Below are 17,907 nucleotides of genomic sequence, written 5' to 3'. Positions count from 1 at the left end.
AAAATTCCTTATGCTCAGGAAGGTAAAAGTCATCTGGGTGTAGAAAACATCTTGGAGAATGCTCATGGAACATTCGGCGTCAAACTGAGCTCATATCAGCGCGTGCCACAAGGAGATGTGGATCAAATTGTAGCCCAAATCAGCATTCGTACACATCATCGACCATAGCGCTGCCCGAGTTCAAAGCTGCAGTTATGGCAGGAATGCGCGATCTCAGCGGTACGGCCCCAATCGTGGTACCGAATGATCAAACAACCCTGGCACCGAATGAAACCATGGAGCTGTATGTACTTGCCAATGTGCTGTATTCCTATCTATTCAATCAACTCAGAGTTGATCTGCAAGAAACTTCAGGAGAGGACGTTCACAAATTTCTGTCGCTGAATACCAATTCGGTCAACAACGTCATGAAACAGGTCGCTGCCGGCGAATCTTATCTTATCCATACGCCGGGCAAGAAAGCGGAAGTCCGTGAACGTTTGACGACCGTTTACCAAGACAACAGTTCCAATGTAATATATACGGAATTGGTGATGGCGAGTCAGGAAACACGCCAATCCAAACAGGCGCAGCTTGTAGCTTACTATAAAACACCGGAAAACGAGTTTTTTGAGGCAAAGATCAGTCAATTCTCCGATAAGACAAGTCCGAATGGGAAGAGTCTGGTGACCGTTTGGAGCAAGCTTCCGCAGCATGTGAATCCTTCGCAGCTTGTATTGTATGTCGGAGAAGGTGTATCAAACGGAAAGATGACAGATGTAGGGGAAGAATCAACGGGATCTATCAATACCGTGGGTTTAGCACTTAGCCCTAGAGTTGCCCAACCGGCAACGAATCTGCAAAATGTAGAATTGTTTCCGTACCATCTCACCATTACGAGAGGAGAAGGTACGCTTAGCGCAGGAAAAGATATGCTCAATACCGTTATTCACTATAATCTCTCGAGGAATGGGGATTACGAGACAGGATTATATGACCATAAGCTCATAATGGAGCTGATTGACCCGACAGGCCAGTCCACAGAGAAGACTTTAACACTCGGTACCGATTTGACCATTGGCAACAATAAATCATACTCCATTAACTTGAATAGCAACTTCAGCACAATCGTAAGTGGAGGGGCGATTCGAATCAATCTGTATGATGAGTTCCAAGGGCGGAGAATGCTGCTCGGAAGTCAGGGCTATCCATTTACTTATGAAGAGGACCAGACGAAAAGAACAGATAGCGATTAATCGTATCTGCGGCATAAAAACATACTATAAAAGAACAACAACCCTGAAGATATATTATCTTCGGGGTTGTTTTATAAGGAGCACGAATCCATGAGAAAATAACTCGACCCTACATGGGCGCGGCTAGGCTTTTCAGAAGCACCAGATTTTACGGAATCAGGGAAAAATATAGGGATCGTCATCATTGATAAAATGACCCCTCATCCTGCAATTCAGCATCTAGGCCATCGCCTAAAATACGTCACCGTTCATGACGACTTTTCCGTTACATGCCAAAATATTGCATTAGAAGAACCCGTTGAAAATGAAGGCGCAAGTGGTGTGTACTACTCTATGTGGTGTGCATCTGATGGATGAGGACAGGAGATCCGCTATTTCCCAACAATTGTACCAATTTCAAGACTTAGCGGACACAGAATCCGTTATTCTCGGCTTTTCCCCGTTTTTGCTGTGATTTGCCGGCAATAGCGGAACCTGTGTCCGCTTAACCTTATGTTTAGCACCTTTGCTTACAAATAGCGGAATCACGGTCCACACGGCGTTGGTCGTATAGCTTCTTGCTCATAAATCCCCACTAAAGAATCATTGGTTTCCCATATGGGTTTCCAAGAATGACGGGGCGGCTTACATTAACAAAAATAAAACCGGCACAATGATGTGCCGGTTAACGAATAATACTGATACCTAAAAAAGCCATAGATACATAATAGTCTATAAAAAAAATCAATATAAGTCTATTACTTTTTTTGGATAAATTGTATGTTATATAAGCGACCGCGGCGCAAAAACGATCAACCCAAGATACTGAAGGGAGAAACCTTGCATGATTACACTCAGGAAAATCACGTTAGAAAACCGACGTTCCATATTTAATCTGGAGGTCTCAGAAGATCAACGGCGCTTCGTAGCGTCCAATTTGTCGAGCGTGGCTTCGTGTTATGTCCTTGCAACCAATGAGGGACATCCATTCCCATTTGCCATTTACGCGGATGAACAGCCGGTCGGTTTTGTTATGATTACTTACAGAATCAACGGGTACGAACTCCCGACAATCGCAGACAACAGCTATTGCATTCTGCGGCTGATGATTGACAAGCAATATCAGAACAGAGGTTATGGTCGGGAAGCCATGAAAAAAATCCTGGAATTTATCCGCACCTTTCCGGCAGGGCCCGCACAATTCTGCTGGATTCCTTATAAGGCTGAGAACGCGGCCGCCAAAAAGCTTTATGAAAGCTACGGCTTCCGTGACAACGGCGAAATCATCGAAAACGAGCAAATAACCGTTTTACGACTTTGATTCACTGCTTCAATGCATCAACCTTTGAAAGCCGCATGTTATGCGGCTTTTTTGCAATCGCAAAAAACGGAATTAATGAGGTTGGTTTTTTGCTCCCCACTCACATAACTGTTCCAAAACGGGTAATAGCGTTTCCGCTTTATCTGTAAGACTGTACTCGACTTTGGGGGGGACTTGAGGATACTCTTTTCGTGTCACCAGACCATCCGCTTCCAATTCTTTGAGTTGTGAGCTCAATGTTTTGTAAGTAATCGCTCCAATTTGTCTCTTCAGATCATTAAAGCGAACCGGTTGATTTTCTGCCAAGAGGTACATAATAACCATTTTCCATTTACCACCAATAATCGAAATTGTATAACCAAAAGGTGTATCTTGAACATTCTTAACTTTACCTTTATATTCAGCCATACTCATACTTTACACTATCCTTTCGGGTAGTACCTATCATAAATGTGCGTACTACTTTTTTATTTGTGCTCAGTCTATACTAACCTTACTTTGATGTAAAGGAGAGAAACAAATGACTACAAAAACAATACGACTGCTAATGCCACAATGGCAAGGAGGAAACAACCCGAACTACTCTTTTGGAGCCGAGCTGCTTGCTTGGCTAGCTCCCGACAGTGATCAGCCCCTTATCCACGTACCCGTTCAAGCTTATGATGGAACTCCGCTTGAAAACGAGAACAGCATGAATGGAAGAAAACAGCTGCTTGAACAGCTAGAAGCTGCTCATCATCTTATTGAGGCTCATAAGCCGGATCGCATTGTCATGTTTGGTGGTGATTGTCTGGTTGAACAAGCTCCGTTTGCCTATTTAAACGAACGGTACGACGGGGAGTTGGGTTTAATATGGATCGATGCTCACTCTGATCTGGTCAATTATGTCGGGTATGATAACGGACACGCATTGCCTCTAGGGAATCTTTTGGGAGAAGGAGATGAGGAGTTCGCAAAACATGTGAAAACCCCGCTAAAACCTGAAAACGTCTTTATTGCGGGATTAGCGGCTCCTACAGAAGAAGAAGTTGCAGTAATCTCAGAAGCGTTTCAAAGACTAGGTGTTGCACCTACAGAACCAGACACGGAAATGATTCAAAGACTTGGTATTCGAACGGCCGGAACGAAAGAGTTAGCGAGCAGCACTGAATCTATAAAAGAATGGATCAAACAAAGCGGTATTAAGCACCTGGCTATTCACCTTGATCTAGACGTGCTTGATCCAAAGGCATTCCGTTCTTTACTATTCGCCAACCCTGAAGAACCATTTAATTTATCTCCTAAGGGAACCATGCAAATGCCTCAACTACTGAGTTTGATCAAGGAATTATCTGAAGCGACACATGTCGTTGGGTTAGGTATAACAGAGCATTTGCCGTGGGACTCCATCAACCTGAAGAATCTCCTTGGAGAAATACCTATTTTAAATAACTAAAGGCATCAATAATATTTAATAGAATAATGAACGGCAAAATCATAAAAAATACACCCACGCACTTTAGGGTGTATTTTTATGTAGTGGAAAGTATATTGGGACTTTTACATGATTGGGACGATTGGAGGGAACTCGAAAGTAATCCGAGTCTAGCCTACCGTTAGTCCCATAACGATGAGAATGCACGCAACGCTCATCAAGATCCCGCCAGGATGAGGGCGGCGAATGGCCCAATGAGAAATGATCGCACCATACAAAAAAGAACTACCGGCAAGCAGGCTAATCACGAGCCTTGCGTCCTGTTCAAGCCAGATGGCTGCGGCGATTAAGGCGAGTCCGCTCAGCAACCAGTTGAAGGTGCTAAAGTGTAATAGCAGTGCCACAAGCTTTTGCAGCGGTTCAGAGATCCGCCCATTCGCTGCAAAATTCGCCTCGATCGGCCTGATAATAAGCCGTTTCATCAATATACCGTGAATCACCGCCGTGACGCCGCCGATGGCACCGGCCGCTGTCAATAGAATACTATTCAAGTCCATATTCATACACCTCCAGCACCCCTTTAGTACGATTTCGTAGTAATTTTCTGGGTTCAATTTACCATCCGATACGAAATCGTGTCAATAAGGAATTTTGCCTGCCTGTCTAAATGCCCAATCACGTGATGCAAAAGGTGTCGATGCCAAGCTATAACTTGGTTCAAGAAAATAATCCTATAGGTTATTGAAATTAATACGAACTCGTATTAAAATGGTCGCAGAAGTATATTACGAAATCGTACGATAGGGAGTGACCGGTATAAAACATCTATATGACCTTTTCCTCAAGACCGGTCTGCGTCCGTTTGCTTTTATGACCGATACGCTTCAACTCGAACAAAAAGTGACTCGTTCAGATATGTCAACACTGCTCATATTGCTCCTACGCGGGGATTTGACCATGTCTGAGTTGGCCGCCGAGATGGGGGCACCACTAAGTTCAATGACAAGCATTGCTAAGCGGCTTGAACGTAAATGCTTGATCGCACGAGCTACGTCTGCACAAGACCAACGGGTTAAGCTCGTCACGCTGACGCAGGAAGGTCTGCAGCTGGCGAAAGAATGGGAGCAAATCATGATGGCGATGCTGGGCAGATTGGAGGCGGCATTTACGCCGGAAGAACTGGAGCAATTCACAACTCTCCTGTTCAAGGCAGCCAGGGTTTTCCAGGATGGGGGGCCTGTTACACCTCAAGAAGTAAAGCGTCTTCCCATAAAGATTCAGATTGAGGAATAACCGGTTGTAAACCGGATTTTTCCGGTAAATTACTACGAAATCGTACTAAAAGGAGCGAGTGGACATGAGGATTATTATCTACACAGGTAAAGGCGGCGTCGGCAAGACGAGTATTGCGGCGGCGACGGCTGTGAAAATGGCAGAACAAGGCAAACGAACCCTTATTCTGAGCACAGATGCGGCACATAGTTTAGCGGATTCGCTGGCGGTACCGATCGGGCCGGATCCCGTCCAAATCAGCGACAACTTGTGGGGACAGGAAGTGAACGCCATCCGCGAGACGGAGCGCAATTGGGGAACCGTCCAAGTCTGGCTCTCCAAATTACTCGACAAAGCGCAGCTGAAAGATGTCACGACAGAAGAAATGCTTGTGTTTCCAGGCATGGAGGAGCTCTTCAGTTTACTGAAAATCAAGGAATACGCGGAAAGCGGACAATATGACGTAATGGTGGTGGATTGCGCCCCGACCGGAGAGACGCTTCGTCTGCTAAGCTACCCGAACGTATTGAATTGGTGGCTCGAGAAAATATTCCCGACCGAACGCAAACTGATCAAGCTCGTGCGGCCGGTTGCCAAAATTGTAAAGGATATAGAGCTCCCTTCAGATGACGTGCTGGACAGTATCGAGCGTTTGGCACGCGGTTTGGAGGATATGCAGCGGCTCGTTCTGGATCCGGAGATCACGTCGGTTAGAATCGTGCTGAATCCCGAAAAGATGGTTCTTGCCGAAGCGAAGCGCTCCTTTACATATTTGAATTTGTTCGGGTTCAATACGGATGCTGTGATCGTTAATCGGGTGCTGCCGGATGAGGCGGGAGAAGGATTTTTCGCACATTGGCGGGATATTCAAAAGAAATACGAGGAAGAAATCGTATTGAACTTCCATCCGCTTCCGATTCTGAAAGCACCTATGATGCAAAAGGAAGTTATCGGACTCCCCATTCTTAAAGAATTAGCGGATATCGTCTATGTCGATCGGGATCCTTCTGCAATGTTTTACCATGGCATAACGGAGACGATTCGTGAAGAGGAGGGAGAAATGCTGTTGGAGCTGATGATTCCCTTTATCGATAAGGAAGATCTAAATCTAATGCAGACGGGCGATGAATTGACGGTAGATGCCGGTGCTTACAAACGCAAGGTCATTTTACCAAGAACGTTGATGGGACGCCAAGTTGCAGGCGCGAGGTATGCGGAGGACCGGCTTATCATTCGTTTTGGCAAACGGGAATTGGAAATGAGTGCGAAGGATCAATGAAAAGCGAGTGCTTAGGAGGGAACGAGTGATGGAAAGAATGCCTCGATTGGAGTTTTTATTGGAAAACTTGGAGCGGCATCAAGCCAAGAAGCATGTAAAAAACGCGGTTAAGGAATGGCTGCTTGCTTCGCGATCCGTGATCGACAGTGTCATCGACACGATGGAGGAGGATAAAACTACTCCTGTTGCCCGCAAAATCAATATATCAAAGGAATAGCGATTGCTCGTTAAAAAAAAGCAGATCCAAATGAAGGCCATTCCTCTGCCTTGGGGATGGTCTTCAACTTGCCGAGTCATAAAATAAAAGTAAAGCATTTCTTTGTCATAAGGAATGCTTTTTATTATTGTCAAAAATCATTGGGATATCTTTATAACAATATAAATATAATAAAAAACATCAATTATTTATTGCAAAACGATAAATTTGTTGATAAAATCAAATTCATAAATATCAAGTGAGGTGCTTTTTTATGAAACGAGGATCCACTCTCTTTTTAAGGATTGCTGTTATTCTTATTGGGATTCCAGTTCTTGCTTTGTGCGTATTTGTGGTACCAGAGATAGCGAATTTTATGGCAGAATTGTATCCAGATCATACTTATTTGAAATATCTCGTTTTCATCGATTTGTATGCAACGGCGATACCTTTTTACTTTGCTTTGTATCAAGCTTATAAGCTTCTAGGCTATATTGATAAGAACAAAGCTTTCTCGGAATTATCCGTACGCGTTCTAAAGAATATAAAAAACTGTGCAGTCATAATCAGCAGCTTGTTTGTGGTAGGCATGCCGCTCTTCTACCTGATCGCGGAGAAAGACGATGCTCCAGGTATTATACTCATTGGAATGGCCCTGATCTTTGCGTCCATGGTGATTGCCGTTTTTGCTGCTGTTCTTCAAAAGCTTCTAAAAGAGGCAATTGATTTAAAATCTGAAAATGATTTGACGGTCTGAGGTGATAAACTATGGCGATTATAATCAATATTGATGTCATGCTGGCTAAACGAAAAATGAGCGTAACCGAACTTTCGGAGAGGGTTGGAATAACCATGGCGAACCTTTCTATATTGAAAAATGGAAAGGCCAAGGCCATTAGGCTTTCAACTTTAGAAGCCATTTGCAAAGCGCTGGAATGCCAACCTGGAGATATTTTAGAATACCAAAGTGAAGAGAACACGTAAGGATCATCATAAAGCAGGGATCTAAAAAGTCGCCATTTTGGCGATTTTTTTTGCGATTCATAGCCGATGGGATGGAGGTCTGATGAGAAACAAAGCTGGCAGGCCGTTTAGTTTGCTAAGCAGGCCAGGATCAAAGTTCCTAATATGTGGTAAAATGGTTGTCGAGAACAATTGAAGAGGAGCTGGATACTTGATTCGGGGAGTAATAATCGAAGGGTTGTCAACTGCTGGAAAAACATCATTGTTTTCTGCAATCAAGGAAATACACAGTCAAGAGTCTAATGTTGAAAAATCGATAATTGCAATAAGTGAACACTATTCACAAGTTTTGCATTCATACCAAGGCGTCTTGAGATCAATGGATAAAGATGAACATATTCTACTATTAAATCATCATGTTGATTATCTTGAGCTTCAATACAGTTGGATTGATTCACTTGGCCATACGAAACCATCAAACGGTATATTTTATCTTTTGGAGAGATTCCATTTAAATCATCGAGCGGCATTTTCAAATTCTTCAAACATTGAGGTATCAGAAAAACGATTATTAAGACTGAATGCACATTGTGTGCTTTTAACTCTGTCTGAAGATGCAGTGGAGCCAAGGTTTATTGAAAGTCGTAGCAACGCTTGGAAATCATATGTGATGGAAAATCACTCCACGGTAACGGAGGCATGTCATAAGTTCTTAGAGGACCAGGATCAACTTCGCATGTGTGCGAAACAATCACTAATTCCCACTTTAGAGATCAACACAGATGAAGCAGACTGGAATTCTTATGCAAGCCAAATACTCAAGGGATTATACTAACAGCTAGTCATATAATGAAGGGGGCGAATATGATGATTCTTTTAAGAAGTATATTGATTGTACTATTCGTATCTTTAATCGGGTGTCAGCAAAATACAACGCAAACAGAAAACCTAACTACTGATTCAGATCTAGATGGTTTTGTGGAGCCGGAACCTTCGGATTGGGTGAAATACATAACGCCAGTCAGAGAGTATATGTATTATAGAACACAAGCCGTGCTTAACAAGGATATTCATATTCTGTGGGATCATTACCCAGATCTAAAAGAGAATATGGACCACAAACAAGGAGTCGATGTTGAGAAGAATGAGGTTGAATCCTTAAATCAACATGTTCATTTGTTGGATGCTAACTATAATATTGAAGGTTATGAACGAATTAAAGTGAAAACGATAAACGATAATGAAGTGGAAGTTCTTATCCATGCAAGCATGATTTATTTGAGAGATGATTTTGATGAGTCCGGAGGAGAATATTTAATTAAGGTCTTCTTAGAACGTAAGAACAAACATTGGACCGTCGTAAAAACTGACGAATATACTTTACCAGAATACAAAGAATGGATGAAGGGAAAGGAACAGATATAATCCCCCTTGTTAAGCAAACTAAGCTAATGGAAACCATAGCTGAATAATGAGTTGAAGGCAGCCGGCAAGTATGATCGGCTGCCTTTATTTTAGGTGTGTAGTCGCAAAAAGCAGTTACTCAAACCCATTCGCCGAAGATTGTATGAGCCTTGCTCCAATCCACGCCCAGACTGCCTTGCCAGCCAGCCCAAGGCATCTCCATGTCGGAACGGCCCTTGGTGTTGTCCAGACCGAACTCGGCGTTGATGATCGACTCCATGTTCGTCCAGCGATCCGGGGCAAGCTCCAGGAGGCGGTTGGGGAGCACACCGACCATAGCTAACGCCTGGAGCATACCACGGCGTATGCCGCTATGCCCTTTGATGATTTTCTCGGACGTGAGCCGTTTCTCGTATTTCCCTGGTGTCTCGCCCGCTTCCGCGCGGTCCAGACTATGCAGCAGCTGGCTGAAGGCCTGCTTGTCTTCTTCCGTTGGTTGATTAGGTTCTTCCTCCAGCAGAGTGACGAACTCGGTCATGTCTACATACGCGCCAAAGCTCGATCCGCTGTAATTATTGCCCAGATGCATCGCATAACGGATGTAGGACAGGTTGTCCCAGCCTTCGTCGCGATGGCTGAATGCGCATACCCTGCAGGCAAGAACTCGCTCAGATTCCTCATACGCATGCGCCCGCGCGTGTATCATGGAATGGTAACTGGCCAGCGAGGATATGGCTCGCGGGTAACTCCCGCCAACCCCGGCGACAAAGGCGCTGCCAACGCTGCTCCAGGAAAGGATAGAGTTTGTCTGGAGCTCGATCAGCTTGTCGATGATTTCGTCATGACGGATGTACTGCAGATCGTTTGGGACCCACCCGCTGGCGTGGAGCAGCTCCTGCTCGGACGGAGCAAGTGTATCCGTCTTATAGATGGAAACCTCGCGTTCCGGGTCATAGTTATGATTCGAGTGGTGGTACAGCTTTTTCAAAACGCGCATCAGCTTGTTATTCATGGATAACTCCTTTCAATCGAGCTGGGAATACACCCACTCATCTGATAACCTTGGGTTGCCACATTCCATTATAATAGTAACGGGAAACGTACTATATTTCTATCCTAGTAAGTCGCTTGTGGATCAGCCTCAAAAGTACATTAATATATAGCAGGGGACTGGATCGGACGTTAATCCAAGCTGACCAGCATTCATCATCACTAGAAGCGCTTTGGTCTGCATCCATGAGGATGAATTTCATGAATGAACAGAGCCGAGGAATGACAATATAAGAATGTGGTATACATTTCATTTTCCAAAGGAGGATTTCTGTTATGGCTCACCAGAAGAGAAGGAAAGAAGCTGCCTGGAAGTCACGAAAGCAAGAACAGCATCCCCATGGTAAAATCAAATCGCTCAAGGAATTGTCCAGCGAATAGAATGAAGCGTATACTACTTGGAAGCGAAAGACTGTCGGTGTAAAATACCGGCAGTCTTCTTTCTTGTAGAATCATCAGATATTTTGATTTACTTTCTTCTTGTTATCACTTAACATGTGGATAATAAGAGATAAGGAAGGTGTTTAAAATGAATGCTAAAGAAGCAGCGTTGTTACTTGGGGTTCATTACAAAACGATTCTTAACATGATTAATGATGGGCGTTTAGCCGCATCGAAAAACGATTCCGGAGATTGGGTAATTAGCGAGAGCGATTTGGCTGCTCGTGAGCAACAGATTGATGATAAGGAGTTTGTAACGATATACACCCATATGGCAGTACAAATGATTGAAAAAGCACATCATCGTGCTATAAACGCAGCAAGAGAAGAACTCATTCATGTTGCTCGTGCAATGATAAAGGTTAAAGACAATCGAAACGAGTTGAATCAGCAAGTAAAACGTCTTCAGAATGCATTGGATGCGTATAAAGCAGCTGAAGCATTCACACTCACTGTGGATTCAATCAAAAAACAAGCGGAAATTGAGAATCACTAGTACTTTGATGCCCATAAGATATCTCTAAGCTCGGAGGCCGTTCGCCAATTAATTTGAGCATACATATAAAATGAGGTTAATACTCAATGTCTTAATAAGGCAAAGGATGATCCTGGCGATTGCAGTTGAATTTCACTAATCACGCATGCAAGCATAATGGATTCTTGTAGAAAGCTTTGCCGAATATCACCTAAGTCAACGACCGTTGACCAACCAAGATCGCTAAGAAGTACCTTGACCTGATCTTTGGAAGGTGCATGGTTTCCGGATACGAACATGATTGGTAAACCTTCTTTATATTGGGGATGACTCATGATTTTATCGCTAACTGTATTCAGTGTCTTAACAACATGACTCTCTGGTAAAATGGATTGGATGACTTCTCCTGCTGAAGTATTTGTAAGGAGCAAGCGCGGGCCGTTGTCAAAATGGACGGCATTGCTTACATCAATAACCGTTTTGTTTTTTAGATACACAGGATCGATGGTTTCAATCACTTCTATCATACTGGACCAAGGGAGAGCCGCAATAATAACCTCGCCAAATTGAGCTGCTTCAGCAAATGATGCAATATCCCCAGCATCCCCTACCTCGTGTTTCCAAAGATTGTGTTTCCTGCTATGGGGTGTTCGACTACTGATGAGAATTTGATGACCTGATTTCGCAAGTCCTTTCCCTAATGATTGACCTACATTTCCCGCTCCGAGGATTCCAATTCGCATGGATATCATCTCCTTTCTAAGTGTGATTGTATTCTCTTTTAAATATCGATAACAATTAGGCACTTTTTTGTATCCAAGCTTTAGCTTAAAGAACCATGATACACTATGGATAAAAATGGAGGGGGGAAACGAATGCCTGTACAACGAAATGAATGTCCGGTTGAGATCGTAATTTCCATGTTAAGCGGGAGATGGAAAATTCCAATCTATAGATATTTGTTTAAAAGCTCAATACCCGTTCGGTATAGCGAATTGCTGCGGCATTTACCAGCCATTTCGAAGAAAATATTGACTGAGCAGCTTCGTGAGCTTGAGCGAGATGGAATCATCGATAGAAAATCGTATCCGGAGCCTCGGCCTAGAGTCGAATATACGCTGACACCGATGGGACGAACCATGATTGAATTTCTCGATACGATGAGCGAGTGGGGGAAAAAGCACATCCTATCCGAATGTGAGATACAGGCGCAAAAAAGACAGCAACGGTAGGCGAAGCAATAGAGGCAAGTCCGCTGGTTATCATATGCCTGCTTGATTACCGTACTGGGTGTGATCTTCTCGAACCGATTGAAGTCTTCATGGAAGGAAAAGTTCTGGTCAATTTGACGATCGGAACACCCAAAGAAGCCCGGGAGATGGCAAGGTGGGCCGAAGTCCGAGGTGCTGGCCATCTGAATGGCGTCATTATGACCTCGAGCATGATTGAAGCTATCAAGCGCTCGCCAATAAAGGGAAGCAATGGTTTAAACCGCTGAACTTAGAAGAGAGTCCGATCGAGATAGATCGGACTCTTTTCTCTATATAACATTAGAGTCATTTAGACCGAAATGGGCTGACAAATGAACAGTGTTGAAAGAAAAATATAGAAAAACATCTTGACATTGGAGCTCACTCCAATGTTACTTTGAATTCATGGAAAAACTTTATTCGATACAAGAGGTTTCGCAGTTACTTGGGATTCCAAAGGATACGCTTCGGTATTATGACCGGATTGGAATCGTATCGCCGTCCCGTGAAGACAATCGGTACCGCAGGTATTCGAAGAACGATCTCATCGATTTGATGAATATTCAAATCATGCAGTATGCAGACTTCACTCTTGACGAAATCAAGGGAACGTTTGGATTCCACAGGATGGAGAATGTAGACCCTGCTTATTGCCGTGAGGTTGCTTCGTTCCTCGATGCCAAGAATGCAGAAACGCGTAGGAAAATGGCCCATTTGGAAAAGGTCAGTCAATTGCTCGACGTAGCAGCCGAAACGCTAAGGGACTTTAATCAAGAAAGCGACCAACGGCTGGCAGAAATCGTTCGTGAGCTTTACCGGTCTATTCGCAAGAAGGAACCGGGAATATCCGAGGAGGGATGTCATGGGCATCAAGGTTAGGAATTTTTATTTTCTGATTGCTGGCATTCTGGCGATACTGTTTGCCTTTACGCACGCATGGAACGGGCAAACCGCTGTACTGCCAACGCTTGATGTGAGTGCGATAACGTTGGACACCCGAATAGTATTCATGTATGTCTGGCATATCATCACGGCGGAAAATTTGGTCCTCGGCATCGTGTTCATTTTCATGTCATTCCAAAGCGAGCGATTGAAGATCCGGTATGCCGCATGGACCATCGTGTCGCTTCTAATCATCCGGTTGATGGTCATTCTTGGCATAACAGCTTTACAAGACGTATCGGCACTTACGGATACGTTAATTGATTCGATTGCGATCGTAATCTATGTCACCTTCATCATTATGGGCATAAGAAGGAAGCCAAAGGGGTTCGGAGGTCAGACGTCGAAATCCGGTCAAGTGGAGTGAAGGGTACCAAGCCGGGAGAAAGCTTCGCTGGCAGCTATGAGCCGTGGATGGAAAAGACCGTGACAATTCATTGAAAAGACTATCCTTTCCCGGGCGGTCCAGTGAAAAGGATAAAGAGAATACTACTTTGAAGAGATAGACTGTCGGCGAAATTCCCGGCAGTCTTCTTTATTGTAATAATCTTTCCATCTTAGCTGTATCAAGGAAAGCATGAATGGTTGGCTAATGCTATTTATCTTTGTGCCTACGCATTTGCATTGGGACCTGAAAATCCGAATCGCCCATGGGAGACTGATCATTTCGTCCTGTTCCATGTTCGGTTGCGAGTTCCTAAAATTGTAAAATAGTCTAGATATCATGTTTAATTTGCTAAGTGTTATGTAATCGCTATCATCCTATAATTTACTTGGAAAGGAGGTAAAAGGAAAAAACAATTCAACAATATGAGGAGGTAGATGATGTTTAAATCAGTAGGAAAATGATGACGGTTATTCTTGCAGCTACCATGAGTTTTGGTTTGTTTGCAACAACTTCAAGTGCAGCAACCGACTATTGGCAAAATTGGACCGATGGTGGCGGAACGGTTAATGCTGTAAACGGCTCCGGGGGCAATTACAGCGTGACATGGCAAAATACCGGAAATTTTGTCGTCGGCAAAGGCTGGAATACCGGATCGCCTAACCGAACAATTAACTACAATGCAGGCGTCTGGGCGCCTTCCGGCAATGGGTATTTGACTCTCTACGGATGGACGAGAAACGCACTCATTGAATATTACGTCGTGGATAGCTGGGGTACTTATCGGCCTACAGGAACATATAAAGGGACGGTGACAAGTGATGGGGGCACATATGACATCTATACGACCATGCGATACAACGCGCCTTCCATTGACGGAACTCAAACGTTTGCCCAGTACTGGAGTGTTCGACAATCGAAAAGAGCGACCGGGGTCAACTCCTCCATTACGTTCAGCAACCACGTGAACGCACGGGCTAGCAAGGGAATGAATCTGGGAAGCAGCTGGTCATACCAGGTGTTAGCTACAGAGGGTTATCAAAGTAGCGGAAGCTCTAACGTAACAGTATGGTAACCAATCGCCATCAGTAAACTCAACCAACGGGCGCGGTGGGGAACGTCTTTCACGATAAGCCCGGCTCGAGCGATCTGATATGGTTTAAACGAATCCACCGTGCTGGAATCAGCAAGCCTTGACATGGAAACAGTCGGATGGACCGTTCCCCTCTGTTCTCCGCGTTAGTCCGGATACGTTGCGGGCCGTTATTCGCCCAGACGAACGGCCTTCGACGTAAAGGGGAGGCGAGTTAAATGCCGTAATGGCCTATCATTTTCCCTATCAGCTTAAAGGAGATATACCAATGAGAAAGCTATGCATGTTCTTTTTAATAGCAACAATGGTGGTGATCGGCGCTTGTTCGCAAGATAAGCCTGAAAAGAAAGATGATTTTGTATTTGTGGAAGGTGGGACCTTTAAGAACAACCAGTCTAACTACGTTGAAAAAAATGCAACCGTATCAAACTTTTACATCGGCAAATATGAGGTCACTCAAAAAGAATGGGTGGAAGTCATGGGCAGGAATCCCTCTGCATTCAAAGGCGACCATTTGCCGGTGGAAATGGTGAGCTGGTATGACGTTGTGGAGTACTGTAATCAAAGAAGCATTCAAGAGGGCTTAAAACCGTATTACAACATAGACAAGGGCAAAAAAGATCCGAAGAATAGAAATGATAACGATCAGATCAAATGGACCGTTTCGATCAATGAGGGAGCTAACGGTTACCGATTGCCTACAGAAGCGGAGTGGGAATATGCTGCAGGCGGAGGTCAGAACAGCAAGGGTTATATCTACAGCGGAAGTAATAATGCCGACGAGGTTGCATGGTATTGGAAAAACGCCGGAGACAACTACCTATCTGGGGAATTGAACTGGCCTATCATAGAGAGCAATCATAATAAAACAAAATCGATCGGTACCCAGAAACCCAACGAGTTGGGAATTTACGATATGTCTGGCAACGTAAGGGAGTGGTGCTGGGACTGGCATGGCGACTTGGATAGTCAAAGCGGTTCCTTCCGAGTAGTAAAGGGCGGCGGTTGGATCGGCGACGTCAGCAACAACGAGATATCCTTCCGAGGCAAGTTCGATCCCAATGGCTTTGGCCCCGATCAAGGTTTTCGTGTCGTTCGCGGAGAAATATGACATTTAGTAGTCATATTTCTTTTTTTATTTTTATGCTTTGGATGAAATTCATAACAAACAATAGAGAGAATACAATGTACGGTCAATGGCATGATCAGGGACGCCTACTAGATTACGAAGATGCGCAAGATCGATCGGAGTTAAATGGTTTGTGATCGTGTTGGAGTGAGGTACTAAAAAAATGGAGGCGGAAATCATTGCAAACGAAGGTTGAATCATTTAATATGGATATCATATGTCCATAAATAAGGGCGATCTTAAGAAGGAAGGAGAGAAAACATGCTTTAATTATGGATAATATAGATCCATTGAAGTGTTTTGAATCGCCAATACTTGCGATTATGGCGGCTCGGCGGGCTATCTCGCCCGCAACCAGAAACTATAGCGGAAAGCGAGATGAAGGTTATGAACGATTTTTTTAATGAAGCGATTTGGGAAAAGGCTTGGAAAGAACATGGCGATAGCGTTGTGGACAAGATGAAAAAGGCCGGAATCAAACCGACCCGCGCCTTTGATCATAAGGCGAAGACTTTCAACGAGCAATCGTTTAATGAAGAGGGGAGAAAACGGACCACACGAATCATGAATTGGCTTGAAGGACAAGGGGTTCGATTCGACAACGCCTCTGTGCTGGACATTGGCGCCGCTTCGGGCGTATTTTCGGTGCCGTTTGCAGAGCGGGGGGCCCGCGTAACGGCCGTAGAATCCTCTCCACCATTGATCGAACTGCTGAAAGAAAACATCGCAACATTCGCCGATGACCAGGTGAAGATTGTGCCTGAACCTTTTGAAGATATTGACGTGGCGGCCAGAGACTGGAGCAATGCCTTCGATCTTGTCTTTGTCTCGATGTGTCCCGTCATTCTAGATTGGGATAGCGTCGAGAAGGTACTACAATGCGCAAGGGATTATTGTTATATCAGTATGCCGGCAGGTTCCACGGAGCTCAGTTTGGTAAATGAAATCTGGCCGCTCATCACCGGTCAGCCCTTCAAATCGAAACACATGGAATTCGGATATTTGCTTCATTTGCTGTATCTCAAAGGCTATTCCTATGAGTCCCTTATAACACGGGAAACGAAAACGACGGAAGTCTCAAGAGAAGCGGCGTTACAGGAAATGATGAACTGGCTTCGCAGTTACGGTCTTCCTGCAGATGATCAGAATCGGAAGTTAATTGCAGACTATTTAGAGCAAGCGTACCCGTCCGGTAAAGTAATCATCCGGCAGAGTGGTCGTTATGGCAAAGTACTGGTTCGATTGCAGGATCAAAGCATGTACACAAGAAAAATTTGAATCAGGCTATTGCCGAAATATATCTTGAAGCAGCACACCGCCTCTAATTGAAGGAACAGAATGAAAACAGTCTTCATGAATAGAAATGAGATCTCAAAGGGATGACAATATGCATGTCTGGATATCGAGCGAGAGATATTATAGGCGAGGGTAGCGGCCAGCTCTATGTCCAGTATGATACGCGTAATAACGTGATCAAGAACAATATCTTTGTGGCTAGTTCCACGGGCGTGCTGATCTACAATGAATATACAAAAAATTCAGGAAACGTCGTGGATTACAATCTATATTTTTCTCCAGGTGGTAGTGCAGATGCATTCTGGACATGGAAGAGCAAAGACTATACTGGCTTCTCCGCGTACAAAGCGGGATCCGGCAACGATTCGCATTCTTTGTTCATGGATCCTAAATTCGTAAATGCTCCCGGAGGCGACATTCATCTTCAGTCTTCGTCCCCAGCGATAGATGCTGGTTCGACGGATAGCGCGATCATCGGAACGCAGGACATTGACGGGCAGCCAAGAGTGCAAGGGGCCGATGTGAACATCGGCGCAGATGAGTAAAAGCATCCCTTTTTTAGAAACGGGTAAAAAACAGAGCTGGAATATTAAAAGAGCCTAATACCAAGCTGGTTCGGCAGCAATCGGAACGTCTTTATTTTGGAATACTTGGTATATATTTCGAGCTGCAGCTTCGAACGCATTTATCAAAGAGTCGCCATTTTTGGCGGCTTTTTTGGTATCAGGGAACTGATCATGCCTAGGTGATTGTATTGTAACGAGGGATATTGGATATCTTCTT

The 17,907-nt window shown here is 44.3% G+C and carries 23 protein-coding genes and 1 pseudogene; 20 read left to right on the top strand and 4 right to left on the bottom strand.

Going from position 1 to position 17,907, the window contains the following annotated elements; translation table 11 throughout:
- The first annotated feature begins 194 nt into the window (after positions 1 to 194).
- A complete protein-coding gene (locus PLA01S_RS15775; RefSeq protein WP_246059580.1) occupies positions 195 to 1,235 on the top strand; it encodes a hypothetical protein in 1,041 nt (346 codons plus the stop codon).
- Positions 1,236 to 2,058: 823 nt separating this feature from the next.
- Positions 2,059 to 2,535, top strand: a complete 477-nt coding sequence (locus tag PLA01S_RS15770; RefSeq protein WP_127593033.1) for a GNAT family N-acetyltransferase — start codon at positions 2,059 to 2,061, stop codon at positions 2,533 to 2,535.
- 72 nt (positions 2,536 to 2,607) lie between these two features.
- Here the strand turns inward: PLA01S_RS15770 and PLA01S_RS15765 are convergent, their stop codons facing one another.
- Positions 2,608 to 2,949, bottom strand: a complete 342-nt coding sequence (locus PLA01S_RS15765) for a winged helix-turn-helix transcriptional regulator (RefSeq protein WP_127593032.1) — start codon at positions 2,947 to 2,949, stop codon at positions 2,608 to 2,610.
- Positions 2,950 to 3,055: 106 nt separating this feature from the next.
- Here PLA01S_RS15765 and PLA01S_RS15760 point away from each other — a divergent pair, with 106 nt between their 5' ends.
- Positions 3,056 to 3,970 (top strand): arginase family protein, encoded by a 915-nt coding sequence (locus PLA01S_RS15760; protein WP_127593031.1) that lies wholly within the window; start codon positions 3,056 to 3,058, stop codon positions 3,968 to 3,970.
- A 149-nt stretch (positions 3,971 to 4,119) separates the two neighbouring features.
- Here the strand turns inward: PLA01S_RS15760 and PLA01S_RS15755 are convergent, their stop codons facing one another.
- Positions 4,120 to 4,506: a hypothetical protein gene (locus PLA01S_RS15755; RefSeq protein ID WP_127593030.1), complete on the bottom strand. Its 387-nt coding sequence runs from the start codon at positions 4,504 to 4,506 to the stop codon at positions 4,120 to 4,122.
- Positions 4,507 to 4,819: 313 nt separating this feature from the next.
- Here PLA01S_RS15755 and PLA01S_RS15750 point away from each other — a divergent pair, with 313 nt between their 5' ends.
- From PLA01S_RS15750 to PLA01S_RS15720, 7 genes are all read left to right on the top strand, one after another.
- On the top strand, positions 4,820 to 5,242 hold the full coding sequence (locus tag PLA01S_RS15750; RefSeq protein WP_307719758.1) for a MarR family winged helix-turn-helix transcriptional regulator: 423 nt from the start codon (positions 4,820 to 4,822) through the stop codon (positions 5,240 to 5,242).
- A 64-nt stretch (positions 5,243 to 5,306) separates the two neighbouring features.
- Positions 5,307 to 6,500, top strand: coding sequence for an ArsA family ATPase (locus tag PLA01S_RS15745; protein ID WP_127593029.1), 1,194 nt, complete (start codon positions 5,307 to 5,309; stop codon positions 6,498 to 6,500).
- 28 nt (positions 6,501 to 6,528) lie between these two features.
- Positions 6,529 to 6,717 (top strand): hypothetical protein, encoded by a 189-nt coding sequence (locus PLA01S_RS15740; protein WP_127593028.1) that lies wholly within the window; start codon positions 6,529 to 6,531, stop codon positions 6,715 to 6,717.
- Between the two features lie 253 nt (positions 6,718 to 6,970).
- Positions 6,971 to 7,453, top strand: coding sequence for a DUF2975 domain-containing protein (locus PLA01S_RS15735; protein ID WP_127593027.1), 483 nt, complete (start codon positions 6,971 to 6,973; stop codon positions 7,451 to 7,453).
- A gap of 11 nt (positions 7,454 to 7,464) precedes the next feature.
- Complete coding sequence (locus tag PLA01S_RS15730; RefSeq protein WP_127593026.1) at positions 7,465 to 7,680, top strand: helix-turn-helix domain-containing protein; 216 nt, start codon at positions 7,465 to 7,467, stop codon at positions 7,678 to 7,680.
- A gap of 190 nt (positions 7,681 to 7,870) precedes the next feature.
- Positions 7,871 to 8,494 carry a hypothetical protein gene (locus PLA01S_RS15725; protein ID WP_127593025.1) on the top strand — a complete coding sequence of 208 codons (624 nt, stop codon included), beginning with the start codon at positions 7,871 to 7,873 and terminating at the stop codon, positions 8,492 to 8,494.
- Between the two features lie 32 nt (positions 8,495 to 8,526).
- On the top strand, positions 8,527 to 9,084 hold the full coding sequence (locus tag PLA01S_RS15720) for a hypothetical protein (RefSeq protein ID WP_164817438.1): 558 nt from the start codon (positions 8,527 to 8,529) through the stop codon (positions 9,082 to 9,084).
- 118 nt (positions 9,085 to 9,202) lie between these two features.
- On the opposite strand, the gene PLA01S_RS15715 is transcribed toward PLA01S_RS15720, so the two are convergent.
- Entirely contained in the window at positions 9,203 to 10,075 is an 873-nt protein-coding gene (locus PLA01S_RS15715) for a hypothetical protein (RefSeq protein WP_127593023.1), read from the bottom strand.
- 314 nt (positions 10,076 to 10,389) lie between these two features.
- Between PLA01S_RS15715 and PLA01S_RS32605 the strand changes: the two genes are divergently transcribed.
- Entirely contained in the window at positions 10,390 to 10,494 is a 105-nt protein-coding gene (locus PLA01S_RS32605) for a DUF6254 family protein (RefSeq protein ID WP_015735743.1), read from the top strand.
- 148 nt (positions 10,495 to 10,642) lie between these two features.
- Positions 10,643 to 11,050: a helix-turn-helix domain-containing protein gene (locus tag PLA01S_RS15710; protein ID WP_127593022.1), complete on the top strand. Its 408-nt coding sequence runs from the start codon at positions 10,643 to 10,645 to the stop codon at positions 11,048 to 11,050.
- An 83-nt stretch (positions 11,051 to 11,133) separates the two neighbouring features.
- Here PLA01S_RS15710 and PLA01S_RS15705 read toward each other — a convergent pair whose 3' ends face one another.
- Positions 11,134 to 11,772 carry an NADPH-dependent F420 reductase gene (locus PLA01S_RS15705; protein WP_164817437.1) on the bottom strand — a complete coding sequence of 213 codons (639 nt, stop codon included), beginning with the start codon at positions 11,770 to 11,772 and terminating at the stop codon, positions 11,134 to 11,136.
- 132 nt (positions 11,773 to 11,904) lie between these two features.
- Here PLA01S_RS15705 and PLA01S_RS15700 point away from each other — a divergent pair, with 132 nt between their 5' ends.
- The 8 genes and pseudogenes from PLA01S_RS15700 to PLA01S_RS15670 all read left to right on the top strand — a co-directional run.
- Entirely contained in the window at positions 11,905 to 12,261 is a 357-nt protein-coding gene (locus PLA01S_RS15700; protein ID WP_218033654.1) for a winged helix-turn-helix transcriptional regulator, read from the top strand.
- A gap of 89 nt (positions 12,262 to 12,350) precedes the next feature.
- Entirely contained in the window at positions 12,351 to 12,527 is a 177-nt protein-coding gene (locus PLA01S_RS31990; RefSeq protein ID WP_164817436.1) for a hypothetical protein, read from the top strand.
- 157 nt (positions 12,528 to 12,684) lie between these two features.
- Complete coding sequence (locus tag PLA01S_RS15695) at positions 12,685 to 13,158, top strand: MerR family transcriptional regulator (protein ID WP_100537474.1); 474 nt, start codon at positions 12,685 to 12,687, stop codon at positions 13,156 to 13,158.
- Positions 13,142 to 13,588, top strand: coding sequence for a hypothetical protein (locus PLA01S_RS15690; protein ID WP_174819222.1), 447 nt, complete (start codon positions 13,142 to 13,144; stop codon positions 13,586 to 13,588). The genes PLA01S_RS15695 and PLA01S_RS15690 overlap by 17 nt, the downstream gene beginning before the upstream one ends.
- Before the next feature lie 478 nt (positions 13,589 to 14,066).
- Complete coding sequence (gene xynA / locus PLA01S_RS15685) at positions 14,067 to 14,681, top strand: endo-1,4-beta-xylanase XynA (protein ID WP_127593019.1); 615 nt, start codon at positions 14,067 to 14,069, stop codon at positions 14,679 to 14,681.
- A 286-nt stretch (positions 14,682 to 14,967) separates the two neighbouring features.
- Positions 14,968 to 15,810: a formylglycine-generating enzyme family protein gene (locus tag PLA01S_RS15680; protein WP_127593018.1), complete on the top strand. Its 843-nt coding sequence runs from the start codon at positions 14,968 to 14,970 to the stop codon at positions 15,808 to 15,810.
- 405 nt (positions 15,811 to 16,215) lie between these two features.
- Positions 16,216 to 17,106, top strand: a complete 891-nt coding sequence (locus PLA01S_RS15675; protein ID WP_127593017.1) for a class I SAM-dependent methyltransferase — start codon at positions 16,216 to 16,218, stop codon at positions 17,104 to 17,106.
- 134 nt (positions 17,107 to 17,240) lie between these two features.
- Positions 17,241 to 17,669, top strand: a pseudogene (locus tag PLA01S_RS15670) (choice-of-anchor Q domain-containing protein); the annotation flags it as partial.
- Positions 17,670 to 17,907 lie beyond the last annotated feature (238 nt).

Source organism: Paenibacillus lautus NBRC 15380, assembly GCF_004000945.1.
In the GTDB taxonomy this organism is placed as follows: domain Bacteria; phylum Bacillota; class Bacilli; order Paenibacillales; family Paenibacillaceae; genus Paenibacillus_AQ; species Paenibacillus_AQ lautus.
Note: the sequence above shows the minus strand (reverse complement) of the source record. Positions and strands in the feature narration are given on the sequence as shown.